At 35.6% G+C, this 18275-nt stretch carries 16 protein-coding genes; all 16 read right to left on the minus strand.

Features of this window, described 5'->3' with window-relative positions; genetic code table 11:
• Window positions 1–63 precede the first annotated feature (63 nt).
• Entirely contained in the window at window positions 64–828 is a 765-nt protein-coding gene (locus tag V8G61_RS00180) for a DUF6090 family protein (RefSeq protein WP_394873371.1), read from the minus strand.
• A complete protein-coding gene (locus tag V8G61_RS00185; RefSeq protein ID WP_394873373.1) occupies window positions 825–1589 on the minus strand; it encodes a DUF6090 family protein in 765 nt (254 codons plus the stop codon). The genes V8G61_RS00180 and V8G61_RS00185 overlap by 4 nt, the downstream gene beginning before the upstream one ends.
• Before the next feature lie 161 nt (window positions 1590–1750).
• Window positions 1751–2539: a DUF6090 family protein gene (locus V8G61_RS00190; RefSeq protein WP_394873374.1), complete on the minus strand. Its 789-nt coding sequence runs from the start codon at window positions 2537–2539 to the stop codon at window positions 1751–1753.
• Window positions 2540–2620: 81 nt separating this feature from the next.
• Window positions 2621–3730 carry a hypothetical protein gene (locus V8G61_RS00195; protein ID WP_394873376.1) on the minus strand — a complete coding sequence of 370 codons (1110 nt, stop codon included), beginning with the start codon at window positions 3728–3730 and terminating at the stop codon, window positions 2621–2623.
• 67 nt (window positions 3731–3797) lie between these two features.
• The gene (locus V8G61_RS00200; RefSeq protein WP_394873377.1) at window positions 3798–4289 is read right to left on the minus strand and encodes a nuclear transport factor 2 family protein; all 492 of its coding nucleotides are present in this window, start codon (window positions 4287–4289) and stop codon (window positions 3798–3800) included.
• Between the two features lie 176 nt (window positions 4290–4465).
• Window positions 4466–5479, minus strand: a complete 1014-nt coding sequence (locus V8G61_RS00205; protein ID WP_394873379.1) for a peptidyl-alpha-hydroxyglycine alpha-amidating lyase family protein — start codon at window positions 5477–5479, stop codon at window positions 4466–4468.
• A gap of 760 nt (window positions 5480–6239) precedes the next feature.
• Window positions 6240–6965 carry a DUF6090 family protein gene (locus V8G61_RS00210; RefSeq protein WP_394873380.1) on the minus strand — a complete coding sequence of 242 codons (726 nt, stop codon included), beginning with the start codon at window positions 6963–6965 and terminating at the stop codon, window positions 6240–6242.
• Between the two features lie 219 nt (window positions 6966–7184).
• Window positions 7185–8399 carry a C45 family autoproteolytic acyltransferase/hydolase gene (locus V8G61_RS00215; RefSeq protein ID WP_394873381.1) on the minus strand — a complete coding sequence of 405 codons (1215 nt, stop codon included), beginning with the start codon at window positions 8397–8399 and terminating at the stop codon, window positions 7185–7187.
• A gap of 153 nt (window positions 8400–8552) precedes the next feature.
• A complete protein-coding gene (locus V8G61_RS00220) occupies window positions 8553–9302 on the minus strand; it encodes a DUF6090 family protein (RefSeq protein WP_394873382.1) in 750 nt (249 codons plus the stop codon).
• A gap of 208 nt (window positions 9303–9510) precedes the next feature.
• Entirely contained in the window at window positions 9511–10278 is a 768-nt protein-coding gene (locus V8G61_RS00225; protein ID WP_394873383.1) for a hypothetical protein, read from the minus strand.
• A 180-nt stretch (window positions 10279–10458) separates the two neighbouring features.
• Window positions 10459–11226, minus strand: a complete 768-nt coding sequence (locus V8G61_RS00230; protein ID WP_394873384.1) for a DUF6090 family protein — start codon at window positions 11224–11226, stop codon at window positions 10459–10461.
• Between the two features lie 166 nt (window positions 11227–11392).
• A complete protein-coding gene (locus tag V8G61_RS00235) occupies window positions 11393–11860 on the minus strand; it encodes a hypothetical protein (RefSeq protein ID WP_394873385.1) in 468 nt (155 codons plus the stop codon).
• Window positions 11861–12024: 164 nt separating this feature from the next.
• Window positions 12025–13155 (minus strand): site-specific tyrosine recombinase/integron integrase, encoded by a 1131-nt coding sequence (xerA, locus tag V8G61_RS00240; RefSeq protein ID WP_394873386.1) that lies wholly within the window; start codon window positions 13153–13155, stop codon window positions 12025–12027.
• 136 nt (window positions 13156–13291) lie between these two features.
• Window positions 13292–13687, minus strand: coding sequence for a hypothetical protein (locus V8G61_RS00245; protein WP_394873387.1), 396 nt, complete (start codon window positions 13685–13687; stop codon window positions 13292–13294).
• Between the two features lie 20 nt (window positions 13688–13707).
• Window positions 13708–15123, minus strand: a complete 1416-nt coding sequence (locus tag V8G61_RS00250) for an efflux transporter outer membrane subunit (RefSeq protein ID WP_394873389.1) — start codon at window positions 15121–15123, stop codon at window positions 13708–13710.
• A gap of 5 nt (window positions 15124–15128) precedes the next feature.
• A complete protein-coding gene (locus tag V8G61_RS00255; RefSeq protein WP_394873391.1) occupies window positions 15129–18266 on the minus strand; it encodes an efflux RND transporter permease subunit in 3138 nt (1045 codons plus the stop codon).
• Between the last annotated feature and the right edge of the window lie 9 nt (window positions 18267–18275).

An 18275-nucleotide genomic window follows, 5' to 3' on the forward strand; every position in this document is an offset into this window, starting at 1 on the left:
CGTAATTGCGGTTATACATTGTTGTACTTTCGTTATTTTTTTAAACAGTTTTAACAAAGACTTTTATTTGACTTCTACAATTTTATTTATTTCGGAAATTATATTTAATCCAATTAATTTTGCTTCTTTATAGGGTATTAAAATACTCTTTTCCTGATTTACTGCTTGACTTACAATATTTCTAAATGCCACAGAATGATGCATTTTTTTAAATACGCTTTCAATTTCTTCTTGAGTCGTTTTTGTGCTTTTTAATTTTTCAGGGTCCATATAAATATATGCCATCACCAATGTTCTATCAATATCATATGCCTGTTTAGCTTCTAAATTTTCTAAAAATTCATTAAAACTTTTTTCTGCTTCTTTTATTTGATAAGTTTTAGCATAATAGTCAATAATTAAATTGTTTAGGTTGGTACCATTTATTTTTCCTAGATACGGTGAACTTTTTAAGGCATCATATGCACTGGTATTAGGTTGAAGATAAAAGTCCACATAAGAATATAGCGCGTAACGTGTATCATCAAAATAAAATGTCTTATTTAAAAAATTAAGCTGTTCTTTTTTAGTGTGATTTATTATAATTTCTCTTCTTTTAATAAGTGAATCTAATACCTGAATATCTTCTTTTATGTTTTCTTTAAGACTGGATAAATATTGATTTAATTCTTCTTTTCCCTTTTTTTCCTCGTTCCAATTATTAATAGACAATGCAATTAAAATCCCAATAACCACAAGTATAATTTCTCCAACAGCGTACTTGAGATACTTTCCAGTCTTGTTTTCCAATAGCAAGTTTTGCCTTATTTTTCCAAAGAATTTAATCATCTTTTTGTTGATAAGGTTGTAGCTATCTGAGGTCTATCACCGAGTTTTTCATTGATCAGATTGATCATTTCAACGGTTGATTCTAACTGTAATTCGGTAAAATCCTTAATAGCTTCTGAAAACTCCTTACGACCTGATATTTGGCTATTGATCGTAAATCGAAGTTCAGGATTAATTGAATAATCTTGCTGAATACTACCGTCTGAGTTTCGTCCAAATTTCATTCCATTGTTTGATACGAAAACACCATAAATGCTGTCGATTAGAAATAGATTGTTGTTTGTGATTACTGCCGTAAGATAATCCAGCTGTTGATAGTATCTAATGAGTTCATTTTTAAGCTCTTTGTCTTTAATGAGTACAATATTACCGGTTGATTCCAGATTGTTGAAGGTAGCTTTATTTGCAATAAAGGTACGACGAGTTGTAAGTTCAGATAATAAAGGTGCTATATCCGAAGTAGATGGAATTGGTTCTTGCATAAACATTAAAACACTATCTGCCTTGGCAATCATTTCGGATTCATGGGCTAATTGCCCATCTATGATCTCCTTTTGTATCTCAAGGTCTTCACGAAGGTTTTCCAAAGAAATTCGGAGCAGCTCTTTGTTTTGAACACTCTGGTTCCAGTTACCGATTTGTACAGCGATGATGATACCGATCACAACGAGGAGTATTTCACCCACAGCATACAGGGCATACTTCCCAACTTTGCTATCAGCAATGAGGTTCTTACGAATGGTTCTAAAGAATTTAATCATTAGTTAGTGGTTTCTGATAATAAAGCACAACGTTGTTGTATATGGTTTGTTGCGTGTTTTAAGCACCTAATTTAGCAAATACAAACCAAATAGAAAATCCGAGAGGATTTTCGTAAGCAGGCTAGAACTAGCAATAAATTATATACGGTGTTGTGCTTTCTTTATTTTTTTATTTCATCTTGTATTAAATCCAAAATCTCCAAGATTCTAAGACGCAAAGCTTGAGATTGTAGATTTGCACCTTTATTATTCGCAATAGATATTGAAATCATTGACTCCAATTTTTTACTTGTCAATATTTCATTTAGAGTTGCACCTAGTCTGGAAGTTCCTATTTCTTCCTTGTATTCATTTATATTTTTATCCAATAGCCAATAATGGTCAATGTCGTTAATAAAACTATTATAGATATCTCTACCCAATCCTAAATCTGATATAATTGGATCAAATTGCTCATTCACTATTTTAGTCCAAACCACTTCGATTTCTATCACTCCAACCACATCAGAAGACCAGTTGGATAGTAACCGTTTTAATCTTCCATTACGAATCAATCTTAAATTTTCCGTACTTGTTAAGTCATTTTGTATAGGATCGAATGTTGGATCATTACGTACCATAGCCAAGTCTTGAATTACACTATCACGAACAATTCCAATAGGATTATCAAAAGCCCTTAACAATCTAAATCCCGAAGTAAGGATCTTTTTCCTAGTCTCAATTTTCTGTTCCAATTGTGCGAGATTAGCTTGATAGTCTTCTTGAAGTTGTTTAAGGATTATTTGTTCCTTTATTCTTTCTTTTCTTTCTTCATTCCAATTGTTAATGCTTAACGCAATCAAAATTCCAATTACCACAAGTACAATTTCGCCGATAGCATATTTAAAATACTTTCCAGTTTTGTTTTCCATCAGTAAGTTTTGGCGAATTTTTCTAAAGAATTTTATCATTGGTTAGCGTTTTGTGATAATGAAGCACAACGGTGAGTATATGAGTCGTTTTAATGGCTTATATACATTGTAGCGGTAGTTTTATTTTTTAAGTATTTCATTGATATAAATGGAACGGTATTTTTCTGGATATTCAACCTGTACTCCGTGCGTTCCATTTTCAAATAAAAACCATTTTTTAGATGGCGCAATAATTGAATCAAAATACATCTTTGCTACAGACGTTTCGGTAAAATGGTCATTGTCTCCTTGTAATATGTAAACTGGTACTTTAAATTCTGGAATGTCCCTCATTAAATTCATATCGATAGCAGTAGATTCTAAAATCTTAGATGCAGGATAGTAAGATTCAGGACTATTTATCATATCTGTAAATTTTTCCTTAAAAGTCAACCCATTATCTAAAAACATACTTTTAATAAAATTAAAATCGGCATCTAATTTTATCGGTGCATACTTCATTACAATCTTTCGTTCGATTTCAAAGGCTTCAGTTACTGAATTTTTTGAATTTTTAACATAAGGTGGTTTTCCAATTTGTTTTAATTGATTGATTGAAATGGTATCATTATATTTTTGGGATTCTGACATTGCAAATTCATAAGATAATTCTTCTGAAAGTGATAGATTCGCCATCAGACCACTACCAATATAGGCGTGATATAATTCAGGTTTTTTTTGAACCATATAAGCTGCTACCGCTGTTCCCCACGATAAACCTTCGATGTAAATTTTATCTTTTTTGAACGTCTTTTTTAAGTGATTTGATAGTTCCAAACCATCATCTACTATATGGGTTAAGGTAATGGACGATTCAGGTATGCTGTTATTATAGGCTAGTCCAGAGCCTCTTTGTTCCCAATAACAAACCGTAAATATATCTTCCAAATCAACTCCTGTGAGTTTGTAAATTACAGGTAAAATTGGTGCGCCTGGTCCTCCGTGAACTATTAGTAGCACGGGATTATTTTTGTCTTTTCCTCTAATAGTAATCCTTTGTGGTACTCCATTTATTGTCATATCCTCGTGCATAGCGATACTATTCGGAAGAACATTACCCTTTTCGTCTAAAAATGGTTCTTCGTTTCCAGAACTATTAATTCGGATTATTAGCAATACAACTAAAATAAATGCAACAATTGCTCCCAGTAAAACCAAAAACCACTTTCCTATTTTCTTTAATATTTTCATATGTTCGTAAGTCGGCAGTGACCAAGCAATTAATTATACTCGGTGTTAGCTGCTGGAATTTCGGATTTTAATGAAGACTAATGACTCTAGTCACAGTCCAATTTTCATCCGTTTTTTTCCAAATCATAATAAATCTACTTCCTTTAGATTTGTTTTCTGGTGTTTTTTTGTCATTAAATGCATGATAACCTATTTCAACAGCTCCGTAATCTTTTATGGGGTAAACCTCTATACTACCCTCAATTAAGGTTCTTGTAACCTTTTCGCAAATATTATTTTTAAGGGCTATTAATAGTTTTTCTTTTGAGGTAGATATTCCTCCTCTGTCATGAAAAAACTCTAAATCTTCTGAATAAAGAGCGGTTTGCGTATCCATATCACAGGAATTGTAAGCGTCAAATAATTTTTTATCCAATGATACAATCGTTTCATACAATTCTTGATTGGCAGGCACATAGGTTCTTCCTAAAATATCTTCATATGTTTCTTGTGAATAGCCTAATGAGGCTTGTAATATAATAATTGAGATCAAAAGCATTCTTACTTTTTGAAAAATCATATCATCTTTAATTTAGGTTCATGGTTTCTTATTCTTGCAGCTAACGGTCCCGGCTATGAGTAGTTGCGTGGTTTAGCATTTACTATTGCAAGTACACACCAAATTGGAAATTCCGCAGGAATTTCCAAAGTAGGCGAGAACAAGCAATTACTTATAGCCATTGTTGTACGGCGTTTTTATTTTAATTCAAATTTCTGAATTCTATTTCCTAAAATATCTCCGACAAAAATATTTCCCTCATTATCGATTTGAATATCGTGATATCTTGCTATAGGTCCATTGTAAAATCCAGTTCTACCAAATTGTAATTGTAGGTTAGCATCCAAATCAAAGCGAAAAATATCAGAACCTTTTATAATAGAATCATTATCAATCCAATAGTCTATTCCAAAAAGATGGTTTTTATGATTGTCAATGGTTACAGAATATAATTGGTCAGTTGTTCCATTTTGCCAGAGGGCAATAAAATTCCCTTTAGCGTCAAATTTCTGAATTCTATTGTTTTCGCGGTCAGCGACATAAACATTTCCATTTTTATCTAAATCAATTCCGTGTGGGATATTGAATTCTCCTTTTTTATTTCCGAATTTCCCCCATTCAAATAAATATGTTCCATCTTTGGAAAATTTAATAACTCGACTGTTACCATACCCATCACTTACGTAGAATGAACCGTCCTCTGTAACAGCGATATCGGTTGGAAGATTAAAATGTTGAGAATCGTTTCCTGAAACTTTAGCTTCACCTAATGTCATTAATAAGTTTCCACTCGAATCAAATTTGAAAACTTGGTGAAGCCCACAGTCAGTAACCCAAATATTATCATCATTATCAACTTCAAGTCCGTGTGGCATTATGAACAAATTGCTACCCCAGGAATTTAGAATTTTGCCTGTTTTAGAATCTATTACTGATATAGTATTTTCTTTAATTAAAGGTATGTGTGAAATTGGCATAGTTTCCCAAACTCTACCAGAACGATGAAATGCAATTATATTTCCTTTGCTATCAAGTCCTAGTCCAGTTGGACTTCCTAAAGTGAAATTGTTGGGCAAATTTGGCCAATCATTTACTAAAACATAAGAATCATAATTATCAGATTCTTTGACGGTTTTCTTTTCAGCATTTTTACAGCCTAATATCAGGAATGCTATTAGAAGTATTAAGCTTCCATTTCTTTTTAATTTCATTATTTGGTCGGGTTAGTTTAAATGACGTACAACGTGTTTGTATATGGAAAGTTGCGTGTTTGTGTGCGAGGATTTTCCGAAGGAAAATCAGAAGCTAGCAAACAAAGCAACTAACATTGGTTAAGGATAAAACTAACAATTTTTTATATACTGTGTTGGCAGTAGTTTTTTATTTTTCAAGGTCTTGATTTTTAATTCCCATTTTCGATTCCGTTAATTCGTTTGTACAAATATTAAAGTCCAGAATTAAATGATTAGGTCGAAATCGGATTGAGCAAGAGTCAAGTCTTTTTCCGGTTCCAATATTCTGTCCATTTTTATAGAGATAATAGGTTGAATATCTTGGTCCAGCAAAACCAATACAACTTTTATCTTTTACCTCATATTCAGCAATTTTAGCATTATTTTTACGTTACATTCTTCTCCCGCAGCTTTTAGAAATTTGGTTAAAAGAATATAACCTCCTGCAATTATTAATGCAAAAATTGAAAGAACTATAATTAAAATTCTTTTAAGTTTCATAATTCAATTTTCCATTTAAATGCAACCTTAAGTTTTTCGAAATTACTGCAAACGTTTGGTGTATGATTAGGTTCGAGGCTAACACCTAATTTAGTAAACAAACACTGACAGAAGAAAATTCCGCAGGAATTTTCCAAATAAGCACATGTAATAGCAATTAATTATACACGGTGTTGTGCTTTCGTTATTAATTTTCTTTATCTAAGAAGTTGGCATAGCCCTTCAGTTCTAATATATCTTATTCGTAATACAAGATTGTTTCGTCAAGAATTTGAAGAATCTGCTTGATATTGTTTGCACCTCTCTCCAATGCTTTTAATGTGTCTTTTATGTTAGTAATGTTAAGTTTCAGAGAGGTAAGAAAATATTGGTCGGACTTGAGTTGTTCAAAATCTGCAGGTATACCTCGTTCACTCCATTCCCAATCTAGAAAATGGTTACGAATATATGGAAGGTATACAGTAAAGAATTCATGTTCATCGTCTGCAGTATCATCATAAATTTCTTTAATGGAAGTAGTGTAGTAGTTCATCAATTTATTCTTGAGTTCTATATTATTTAATCGTTCCAATCCAATTTTTTTTATTAGTTGATAACCATTGTCTATAAGAACTATTCGTCTATAAATCAGCACTCTTCCAAGATGATATTCTAAAGAGTCGTATGGAATATTGCCGTTTTCTAATGCATTGATTACCGTTGACTGGATTTTTATATCCTCTGCTCTTTGGACATAAGTTTGATGAATATTTAGACTATCGCTAATCAGATTGCTACGTACTTCAATGAGCACATCCGCAATTTCTCTGTTAAGTTTCCTTTGTTCGTTCCAATTATTTACTTGAAGCGCCAAAAGAATACCAATCATAACCAATACAATTTCACCAATGGCATATTTCAAATACTTTCCAGTTTTTCCTTCCAAAAGTAGGTTTTGTCTAATTTTCCTAAAGAATTTTATCATTGGTTAGCAGTTTCTGATAATGAAGCACAACGTTTGGTGTATGGTTAGTTTTGTGGTTCGCAACTAATTTAGTAAACAAATACTTGCCAGAGAAAATTTCGAAGGAATTTTCCAGATAAGCACTAGCCAAAGCAATTAATTTATACACACTGTTGTGTGCTGTTATTCCTCTAATTGTGAAACGTAGATATAAAAGTTCAATGTTTGCAACAGGATTATTTAAAATCCGAACTCAATATAGGGCTCTGTATCGGGTTCGTCAGGAGCAATTAACATTTTGGGTTCGTCTGAAAGTATAAATAAAACGCTAACGTTAGTGTTTGGTTTGCAGATATCGCCACTTCCTCCTTCTTCCTTATATCGAAATAAATTTATAATACGTTCCTTGTCAAAGTCTTCCGTGGACTCATTAAAAGTTGTTTTGATGACAGGTGTTCTCTTTCTGGAAATCAACCAGCGTCGAAGGCTATCTGGCGTTACATTATATCTATTAGCATAGTCAATAGCTCTATTTGTAAAATCGTTATTTACATGCGGAACATTGGCGTTGTATGTGAAAGTAGCACCATTAAAGGGTCTAAATTCCTTAACTTGACTCGATGAGCATTCTAGGTTTGCCACTTTTTCCTTGCCGCCTAACAAGTAATTATGCCCAGTGGCATGAGGGATGGTCTCAATAAAATTTAAAGCTTCTTTATAGGTCTTTTTTTGGAGAGCACCCCTTACGACACAGGCATACGGTAAACCAATGGAGTCGCATTTTAACATATCTAAACAGTTAACATTAATCGAAATCCCATCCTTATTAATGCCAGGACCTCCACCAACAATTCCTGGGTAAGAAATATGATATAGTTGAGATCTGTCTTGATCGGTGGTTTTAAAAAGAGTAAGAAACGGATGCCAATATTCCGAAATATCCATATTTTGTCCAGCCATAGACGGATTAGCATCGGTTTTATCGACACCAAATGAGGTGCAATGTTGTCCCGCATCGGTGGCAGGAATAATATTATTATCTAAATATTTGGAATATTCTTCATATAAATTCAACCAGTAAATGTCATTGAATGCGATATTAGAGCCATCTGCAACACCCCTTATTTCATCCCATAAATTCGGTGTAAACTTTTTTATTGAAGATTCAAAATTCTGGTATGCCATAAAGGCCTGAATAATTGAATCCGCATCCACTTTATAATTATCTTCAGTGTCAGTCTTTATAGCCTCAATTAATTCTTGAATTCGATTGCTTAAAAGTTCTCCATGCTTGAAGCCTTGTCCATACGGGGTACCGCTTAATTCAACGAAAGTTAGTTTCCCATTTGCGAGAGCGGTTTTTTTGGATAGTTGTTTTGGATGGTTGCGGCATTGAAAACTGATAATGACTAATAATAAAATTAGGACCAATCGAAATGTTTTGTTGGTGTTCATAATTGTTTTTTTATTGCACACAACGGTTTTGTGTATGGTTGGTTGCGCGGATAAGCACGAAAGTTAGCAAATACAAACCGAATAGAAAATCCGCGAGGATTTTCGTAAGTAGGCGAGTATTAGCAATGAATTATACACGTTGTTGTGCTTTCGTTATTTTTCAATTTCTGTTACTATTTCTTTTGCAAGGTTTATCGTCTTTGAATATAAATCAGAAAGTAACATAGATTGGTATCTTCTTCCATTTACCATAATCTCCAATCGTTTATCAGCGATTACACTTTTCAGATTGATGTTTTCAATTGGTCTTGGATCGTCTTTATATAATTCAGATTGACGATGCCAAGGATTTGATTTGTTATAGATCCAGTAATAATTCGCTTTTACATATGGCTCAAACTGGGCTTTTATCTCTGAATTAGCATTATTTTCTCGACTTTTCAATTGTTCTAGATGTCGATAATAGTCTAATATTTTGACTTGTAGTTTATCATCGATAAATGACATTCCATTGGAATTTATGAGTGCATTAAAACCGCTTTCATTGACCTCTATATTGCGCTCATACATTAAATAAATCAAATACAACTGTATGTTGTCATCGACTGGTTTTAAAGTCTTAAATTGACTCAAAAACGTATTGGAATATTCCAGTGTGGTCCCAGTTTCAGTTAATAATTTTTCTGCCTGTTTAATATCATCATTCAAATTAAGACTTATTGTTTCTAAATGCTTTTTCGCTTGATTGATGTTTTTTTTGTTCTCATTCCAGTTATTTATAGATAACGCAATCAAAATCCCAATAACAACCAGCACTATTTCTCCAATGGCATACTTTAAATACTTTCCTGTTTTGTTTTTCTCCATAAGGTCGTATCGTATTTTTCTAAAGAATTTTATCATTGGTTAGCGGTTTCTGATAATGAAGCACAACGTTGTTGTGTATGAGTTGTGGCGTGTCTCGTCACGAACCATTAAAAGCACAAAACTCCGCAGGAAAATCCTCGCAGATTTTCCGGAGAAGCACTGACCCAGCCATAACTTATACAAGGTGTTGTGCTTTCGTTATTTTAATTTAGAATACAACAGATTAATTAGCTTAACAATTTCATCATTCATACGATTCAATAGATGTGCACTCGATTTTTAATTCAGTTGCTATAGCGTTACACATATTTTGAGCACTTGTCAACAAATCTGTCATATAGCGCTTATAAACAATTTGATTTCGTAAGCCATGTATTTGTCTGCTTTTAAAGCCCTTATTATTTATAAGTGTTTTAATGTCAGATTTGAATTTATTCTTTGTAGGTAAGGTGGAATCATAAACATAAAATCCTGTGTCATTATGGAAGTCAATCTCAAGAGATTGTGCAGTACTTCGAAAATAACTTAATTGACCTTTTATATATTCAAGATTTGAATAATAATTGCTAATCGATGTTTGTATAATTTCTGATTTTATATTTTGAAGTTTACCCGAGTTAAACAGTTCATTGTAAACACTATTTGGTAAATTAAGAGCTTTGTAGTATCCAATGCCTTCTATGCCTAGCTGGAGAGTAGGTTCAGAAACTCCCTCAATATTTTTATTATGAAGGCCACTTGCCACCTCATTCATACTGAATATTATAGAATCTTTAATAGCTATATCATTTTTGAGACTTTTTACAATAGATTCAGCTTCATGATGAAGTTTAAGTAATGATATATTTTCCTCTTTGTTTACTTTATGGGAATCATTCAAATTGTTAAGTTGCAATGCTATTAAAATTCCGATTACCACAAGTATAATTTCCCCGATTGCATAAGTCAGATATTTTGCGAACTTGTTTTTAGACAGTGTTTTTTGTCTAATTTTTCTAAAGAATTTTATCATTGGTTACTGGCTGGTCATAATGAAGCACAACGTGTTTGTGTATGGTTAGTTGCGTGGTTAAGCAACTAATTTAGCAAAAATGGAACGAACCAGAGGAAATTCCGAAGGAATTTCCAAGTAGGCTAGAACCAAGCAATTAATTATACACGGTGTGGTGCTTTCGTTATTTTAATTTAGGTGTTATCTACTTAATTCGTTGTCAATTAGCGAAATAAGCTTCTTACATTTTTTAGTCATTTCCAAAAATATTCCATTCATAACTCCAAAATTGAGAGCAGCAAAAGCGAAACCATTCTTTTGCTTTTGGTCATTAAATATATCACCAAAGGTTTCTTCTGTTAAGTTTCCATATACTCCCATTTTTCCGTTTGACTGCTGAAATACGTAGTTTCTTGACATAGAACTTATATCGTGTTTTTCATAACTACCTGGATGTAATGTTTGTTCGGCATCATTTCTCCAATGATTTTCCGAATTCTTTAATTTTTTGTAGAGCAAGTCTAAATTCAGTAAATCATTTTTGATTGAATCATTTGATATTATGGCAAAATTCCCTGAATTTTTCAACTCTTGATAAGTATTGTCAATTAAATAAAAACTTTGCCAAGTGTAGATATCTACAAGGTGTTTATTAAAAGAATTCCAATCACCCACAGGTTTACCATTAAAATGTTCTAATACTATGTTAGATGAATTAATTAGTGAATTTCGTCTATCAACAAATTGATTCATTTCTGTAATTGAAAGTTGTAAATCTCTTTTGATATTATTGAGATAAATTATTTCGTTATCTCTTATCTTTCCTTTTTCGTTCCAATTATTAATTGAAAGTGCGATTAGAATCCCAATAACAACAAGTACAATTTCGCCAATAGCATATTTAAAATACTTTCCAGTTTTATTTTCCATAAGCAAGTTTTGGCGAATTTTTCTAAAGAATTTTATCATTGGTTATCGGTTTTTGGTAATGAAGCACAACGGTCTTGTGTATGGTTAGTTGCGTGGCTAAGCAACTAATTTAGCAAATAAATCACAGATAGAATATTCCGCAGGAATGTTCGTAAGTCGGCAGTGACCAAGCAATTAATTATACACGGTGTTGTACGCTGTACTTTTATATTCTTTCCCCCTTTTTGTCATATTCTTTAGTACGTCTCAAAACACCTTTTTTATTATAAATTCTAATTTCGCTGATGATCCCATTCGAATGATAGACTTTGACTTTTCCTATCGGTTTTCCGTTTTTAAAATTTCCTTCTATCCTTAAAGTTCCGTCATTGTAATAGTCTTTTTGTTGTCCATCGCAAACTTTGTCACAACAACAGTAACCTGAAAATCGTGGCTTGGAGGTTGGTTCATAGCATTCCTGAATTTTTTTAGTGTAGAGCGTGTCAATATTCACACCTTTTTTTAAGTTCACGCTTTGATTGATACCATCGAATTCCGCAATAAGCTTATATTCTCCAGACTCTTTCAGAGTTATTGTTCCAATTGAGTCAGTTATATAAAATTTTTTGTCAGATTTCTCTAAATGATATAAAAGGCTGTATTCCACTTTTTGCGAACACGGATTTTTTATCATTAGGTTGTATTTAATCTCTTGTCCGAAAGAGTTTATCGAAATTGCCAATATGAAGACTAGAACTATTTTCAAGTTTTGGGTTTTTGGTATTGCGTACAACGTATGGCTAAACACAATTGTGTTTAGCTATACTATGTTTATTTGTTATAAATATAGAAAAATTCCTATAAATCCATGGGGTTTTTTATGGCAGCAAAGCTTGTAGTAGCAACATGAGTGTAAATCTCCGTGGTTTTGGTCGAATTATGGCCTAGTAAAATTTGAATGTATCTTAGGTCGGTACCATTTTCCAATAAATGTGTGGCAAAACTATGTCGTAAAGTGTGTGCCGTAACATGCTTTTTTATACCCGCTATTTGAGTACTGTAATTAATAATATTTTGAATACTACTGGCGCTATATCGCTCTTTAGTCTGCCCTTCAAATAAATAGTTGTTTGGCTTGTATTGCTTGTAGTATAAACGAAGATCCTCTAAAACAGTCTTTGCTAAAAGCGTATATCGGTCTTTATTGCCTTTAGCATCATTTACTTTAACCACCATCCGTTCACTGTCAATATCACTTATTTTTAGATTGATAAGTTCGCTTCGCCTTAAACCCGCAGAGTAAAGCAACCCCAGAATACATTTGTGTTTTAAATTATTGGTTGCCGTAATCATCATTTTTATTTCTCTTGGGGATAGGACCACTAGCAACTTGCGTTGTCTTCTTGGTCTTTCTATATCGTAAAATTGATTCGGTAAATCCAAAACAATTTCAAAGTAAAACTTAATGCTATTGATACTTTGGTTAATATAGGAGTTGGAAGCTTTATTCCGAACCATATATTTAAGATATTCTCTTACTTGAAATTCGTTCAAATGAGAAATAGCTGTGTCCGGAAAGTAATTTAAAAACTTTTCAAAACATGAAACATAAGTTTTAACGGTATTATTGGCATAACCCTTAAGTTCGAGTTTATCTAAATATGAAGAGGGACAACATTTATACCCTTGAGGTAAATTGCGATTTCTAAACCAACTAACATCAAAAACCTCATCTAAATTTTTAGCGTGTGATTTTTTAAAAAAATAGGTAGAATTGATCCAGGCAATACCTCGAAAATGATTGAAAATTAGGGTAACATGCTCTTTAGTATTCAAAAGGCAATAAATTTCTTTGGAAGCATTCCATGAAATCTCGGGAAGGGCTTTTACCATGCGTTCAAGAACTTTATCCGAGCGAAACTGTAAACCTATATATTTCTTATTGTCAATAGATAGGTGTATTAATGTAATGTGTTTTTTTAAATCCATAAGGACCACAATACGACATTATTTTCCAAAAAGAAGGACTTAACCGTAAATTATACGTTTAATATACGTTTGTAAATGTTTGTGAACGAATATTATATCGAGGAATCAAAATTTAATCCAAAGGAAGTTTTAACACTTACTTCACCAACACACCTTTTACCTCCATCAGCGGAATAGGCTGTAAAGCCTTTGTATTAATACTGTTCTTTCTGAAAAGATAGGTTTTATCGAACATCGTATTCCCGATAAAAAAAGAGACTTTAAACTGGTTGTTCAAAGCAAACAGTTCTTCGGTCATGAGCTCGATCTTGGCATAACTTTTTTTAGGAAGCAGATCTAGTTTCTTTCTAAAGGTCGCCGTCTTTTTAGCTTCAGAATACCCGTTGCTCACAATAAGAACAAGTTCCAGGTCCTCATCACGATCGTTTATAATATAGGCATTCCAGTCGTCTGTTTGGTAGGTTTCATTATATTCATTCACCACAGCAATATAAACCTGGTCGACCTTTGGAATATGAATGTCTTCTTTCATAGCTGCAAAACTAATAAAACCTATTGAACGCCACCACCTAAAGCTTCATAAAGCGTTACAGCACTTAACAGTTGTTGTAACTTACTATCGATCACGTTCAGTTCCGCATTCAAGGCACTTTGTCGGGCCGTTAAAACATCTAAATAATTGGCGTAACCGTTTTCTAAAAGGGCTTCCGAGTTTTGTTCTGCTTGGCGCAAAGCGACCACTTCATTGTTGCGGTAGGTGTATTTCTCCGTCTCGGCCTTGTAGCTATACAGGGCATTCGAAACCTCGTTACCCGCCGTAAGTAAGGCTTTTTTAAAGTTAAGCAAAGCTTGTTCTTGCTGCGCCTTGGCTACTTCGTATTGGGTTTTTACTTGGCGCCGGTTAAAAACAGGCTGTGCTAATCCGGCCACAAAATTGGCGAAAATTGAATTCGCACTAAAAAGTTCATCCAGTTCCAGACTTTGAAAACCTCCTGAAGCCGTTAAGGTTAATGAAGGATAAAAGTTCGCACGCGCCACGTTGGTCATTTCAAAGCTTTGAATGAGATTCAATTCCGCAGCTTTTACATCGGGCCGGTTGGCTAATAATTGCGCCGGAACGCCCAAAGTAATATTCGTATCCATATGCTGATCGCTCAGGGAGTCCCTTTGAATGGATTGGGCCGGCTGCCCCATTAAAATGCTTAAGGTATTCTCGGTTTTAAAAATAGCCGCTTCCAGATCTACTTGCAGGGCCTTAGCATTATTATATTGCGCGATATTACGGTCTACCGCCACTTGGGTTACCTGCCCGGCCTTTTTTAAGGCCTTGATGGTTTCCAGGCTATTTTCCTGAGTGCTTACCGACGTTTTGGTCACTTTCAATTGGGCATCTAAGGCCAATAAGCGATAATAGGTACTCGCAATGGATGCGATAAGTCTCGTTTTAACAGCTTGATGCGCGGCTACGGTACTCAAATAGTTAGCACCAAAAGCGCGTTTATTACTACGGATCTTTCCCCAAATATCAGCTTCCCAAGAGAGGTTTGCTGAGGTTTCGAATTGCTGAATCGCACCATTGAAGAACGAGCCAAACTGACTGTTTCTGGATAATTCCTGGTGCGTCATCGAGGCTCTCGCATTCAAGCTAGGGAAATAGCCCGCTTTACCTTGTTTTAAATAGGCTTCCGCCGAAATCATTTGTTGTACGGCCATCCGGATATCCAGATTATTCTTCAAGCCTTCGACGATGTACTGCTTTAAATAGGCATCGGTGAACAGGGATTCCCAGGGCACCGCTGCCATCGATATACTATCGGTGGGCAACATATCGGTACGGAATAGGTTTTGCGTACTTTCAAACTCAGGACGCTCATAGTTTTTGGCCACAAAACAGCTGTGCAGCGTTAAGGCCAATACCAGTATCAGTATCGTGCGTTTTACTAGGTTATATTTTGAAATGGCTCTCATAGTTCTTAGTCTTCAATAGTTTTAATGGGAGGTTTGGTAGATAATTTCTCATGAAGCCATTGGAAAAGAACGAACAACATCGGAATAACGAATATGCCGGTTAGTGTTCCTATCAGCAAGCCGCCAACGGCACCGGTACCGATAGAGCGATTTCCTAATGATCCTACACCTTTGGCGAAAACCAGTGGCATCAATCCGATGATAAAAGCAAATGAGGTCATTAATATCGGGCGTAGTCTGGCCTTGGCACCATCGATACTAGCCCGCAAGATGCTTTCATGATGTATTTGTCTACGCTGACGCGCGAACTCCACGATCAGAATGGCATTTTTAGCCAACAGACCGATCAGCATCACCAGAGCGATTTGAAAATAGATGTTATTCTCCAGACCCATCAATGTCATACTAAAATAGGCACCAAAAACACCGAGGGGCAACGACAGTACAACGGCAAATGGCAATACATAACTTTCGTACTGGGCGCAGAGCAGGAAGTATACGAACAGAATACTTAATATCAGAATAAAGGTGGTTTGGTCTCCCGCTTTCACTTCTTCACGGCTTAAGCCGGAATACGCCACGGTATAGTTGTTGGGTAATTTACTTGCTTCCTCATTGATCACACGAATCGCATCTCCGGTACTGTATCCCGGATTCGTAGCGCCTGTAATTTTCGTAGCATTGAACAAATTAAATCGCGCCACCGATTGGGGGCCATACACCCGTTTTAAACTAACAAACTGGGTAATGGGTGCCATGGCACCGAAATCGGTTCGTACATACATACTGTTCAAGGCTTCCGGATTGGTACGGTCCTCGGGCAACGATTGGATATACACTCGAAATTGTTTTCCAAAGCGTTCAAAATCGGAGGCGTAAACACCGCCAATATACCCTTGCAGGGTAGAAAAGATGCTGTTAATAGGTACGCCTTTCTGCTTGGCCAGCGGTACGTTAACCTCCATTTCGTATTGTGGATATTTCGTATTGAATGAGGATTGGGCGTATTGGATTTCAGGATGCGCCATCAAAGCCCCCATAAACTCTTGGTTGGCCTTGTCCAGGTCCTTGAAATCACCACCAAAGCGATCTAATAAATTTACTTCAAATCCGGCAGAGTTTCCAAACCCTCGAATACTTGGCGGCGCAAAGAAAATAATATTGGCTTTGGGGATTCCCGCGGCAACACCAAACAGGCGCTGGGTAATGGCATCGGTAGATAAGGAATCCGCTTCACGCTCACTCCAATCTTTCAATTTTACAAAACCCATGGCGTAATTACTTCCAGAACCGCTGATCAAACTTCGCCCACGAATAAACGACATGTCTTCTACACCGGCAACCTGAAGAATTTTTTTATACAGTTCTTCCGTAACAATACTGGTGCGGTCTAATGAAGCCCCTGCGGGAAGTTCAATATTGGTAAAAATAATGCCGCGATCTTCGTTAGGCACAAAACCTTTTGGGATGCTGTTCGAGGTCCAGAAAATGCCAATAAAGGCCAGGATCAACAATCCAATGGGAATCCATTTTTTACGGTTCAGGAATTTTAAGGATTGAACGTATTTGTTTACCGTAGCATTGAATCCACGATTGAAACTTATGGCAAACCGCTTAAAAAACCCTTTTTTAGCCATGGAGGTCTCGTCATGTGGTTTTAAAAACAAGGCACAAAGTGCCGGACTCAGGGTTAAGGCGTTTACCGCCGAGATCAAAATAGCGATGATCAAGGTAACTCCGAACTGTTTGTAGAAAACACCGGTAGGGCCTTCAATAAACGTTACGGGAATGAATACTGCAGCCATAACCAAGGTGATCGAAACGATGGCTCCTGAAATTTCATGCATAGCCTCCAGAGTAGCATTTCCGGCATCCTTGGCACCTTGATCGATCTTGGCGTGAACGGCTTCCACCACCACGATCGCATCATCCACCACAATACCGATAGCCAGTACCAAGGCAAAAAGCGTTAACAGGTTGATGGAATAGCCGAGTAGATTCAGGAAAAAGAATGTACCAATGATCGAAACTGGAACGGCGATCGCCGGAATGAGTGTCGACCTGAAATCTTGTAAAAAGATGAACACCACCAGGAACACCAGTAAGAAGGCTTCCATGAGTGTATAAACCACCTTTTCGATGGAGGAGGTTAGGAACAAACTGGTGTCATAAGGGATGAAAATATGCAAGCCTTTGGGCAGGTCCTTTTCAATACGACTTAATGAATTTTTAACGTTCTCAATGATCTCCTGAGCGTTGGAACCTTTGGTTTGAAAGATTCCCATAAATACGGCTGGATGCCCCAAACTAACCGCATTTGAACTGTAGGACTGGGCATCAAGCTCGATATCGGCTACATCATTCAAACGTAAAAACCGACCGTTATCAAGGGCCTTAATGATGATGTCAGAATATTGCTTTTCAGTCTGAAAACGTCCCTCGTAACGGATCACATAGGAAAAGGCTTCACCACTATTTTCTCCTAAGGATCCCGCTGCAGCTTCGAGATTCTGTTCCCGTAATGCTGCTGTAATATCGGAAGGGATCAGGTTATAAGCCGCTAATTTTTCCGGCTTCAACCAAATGCGCATCGCGTAATCTTGTTGTGAAAACACACCCACATTACCAATACCATTGATACGCTGCAATTCGGGAACGACGTTTATTTTTAAATAGTTTTGAATGAAGGTCGCATCATAAGTATCGGTTGTGGAATACAACGACAAGAACATCAAAGCACTGGTTTCTTCTTTCTGGGTCAGGATCCCCGCTTGTATAACTTCCTGAGGTAATAACGGATTGGCGCGAGACACCCTGTTTTGAACATTCACCGCTGCGATATCAGGGTCTACATTTTGATCAAAATATACGGTTATATTGGCGCCGCCATCGTTTGAAGCTGATGAGGTAATATAGGTCATCCCTTGTACCCCGTTGATCTGCTCTTCAATAGGGATCACCACACTTTTGAGTACCGTTTCGGCATTAGCACCCGGATAGTTCGCACGTACCTGAATGGTTGGTGGCGCAATATCGGGATACTGCTCAATGGGTAAATTACTGATACTTATAAACCCAAGCATCAATATAATTATAGAAATGACTGTAGAGAGTACAGGTCTTTCAATAAATGTCTTTAACATAGGATATAA

Origin of the sequence: Gaetbulibacter sp. M240 (genome assembly GCF_043876815.1) — a bacterium.
In the GTDB taxonomy this organism is placed as follows: domain Bacteria; phylum Bacteroidota; class Bacteroidia; order Flavobacteriales; family Flavobacteriaceae; genus Gaetbulibacter_A.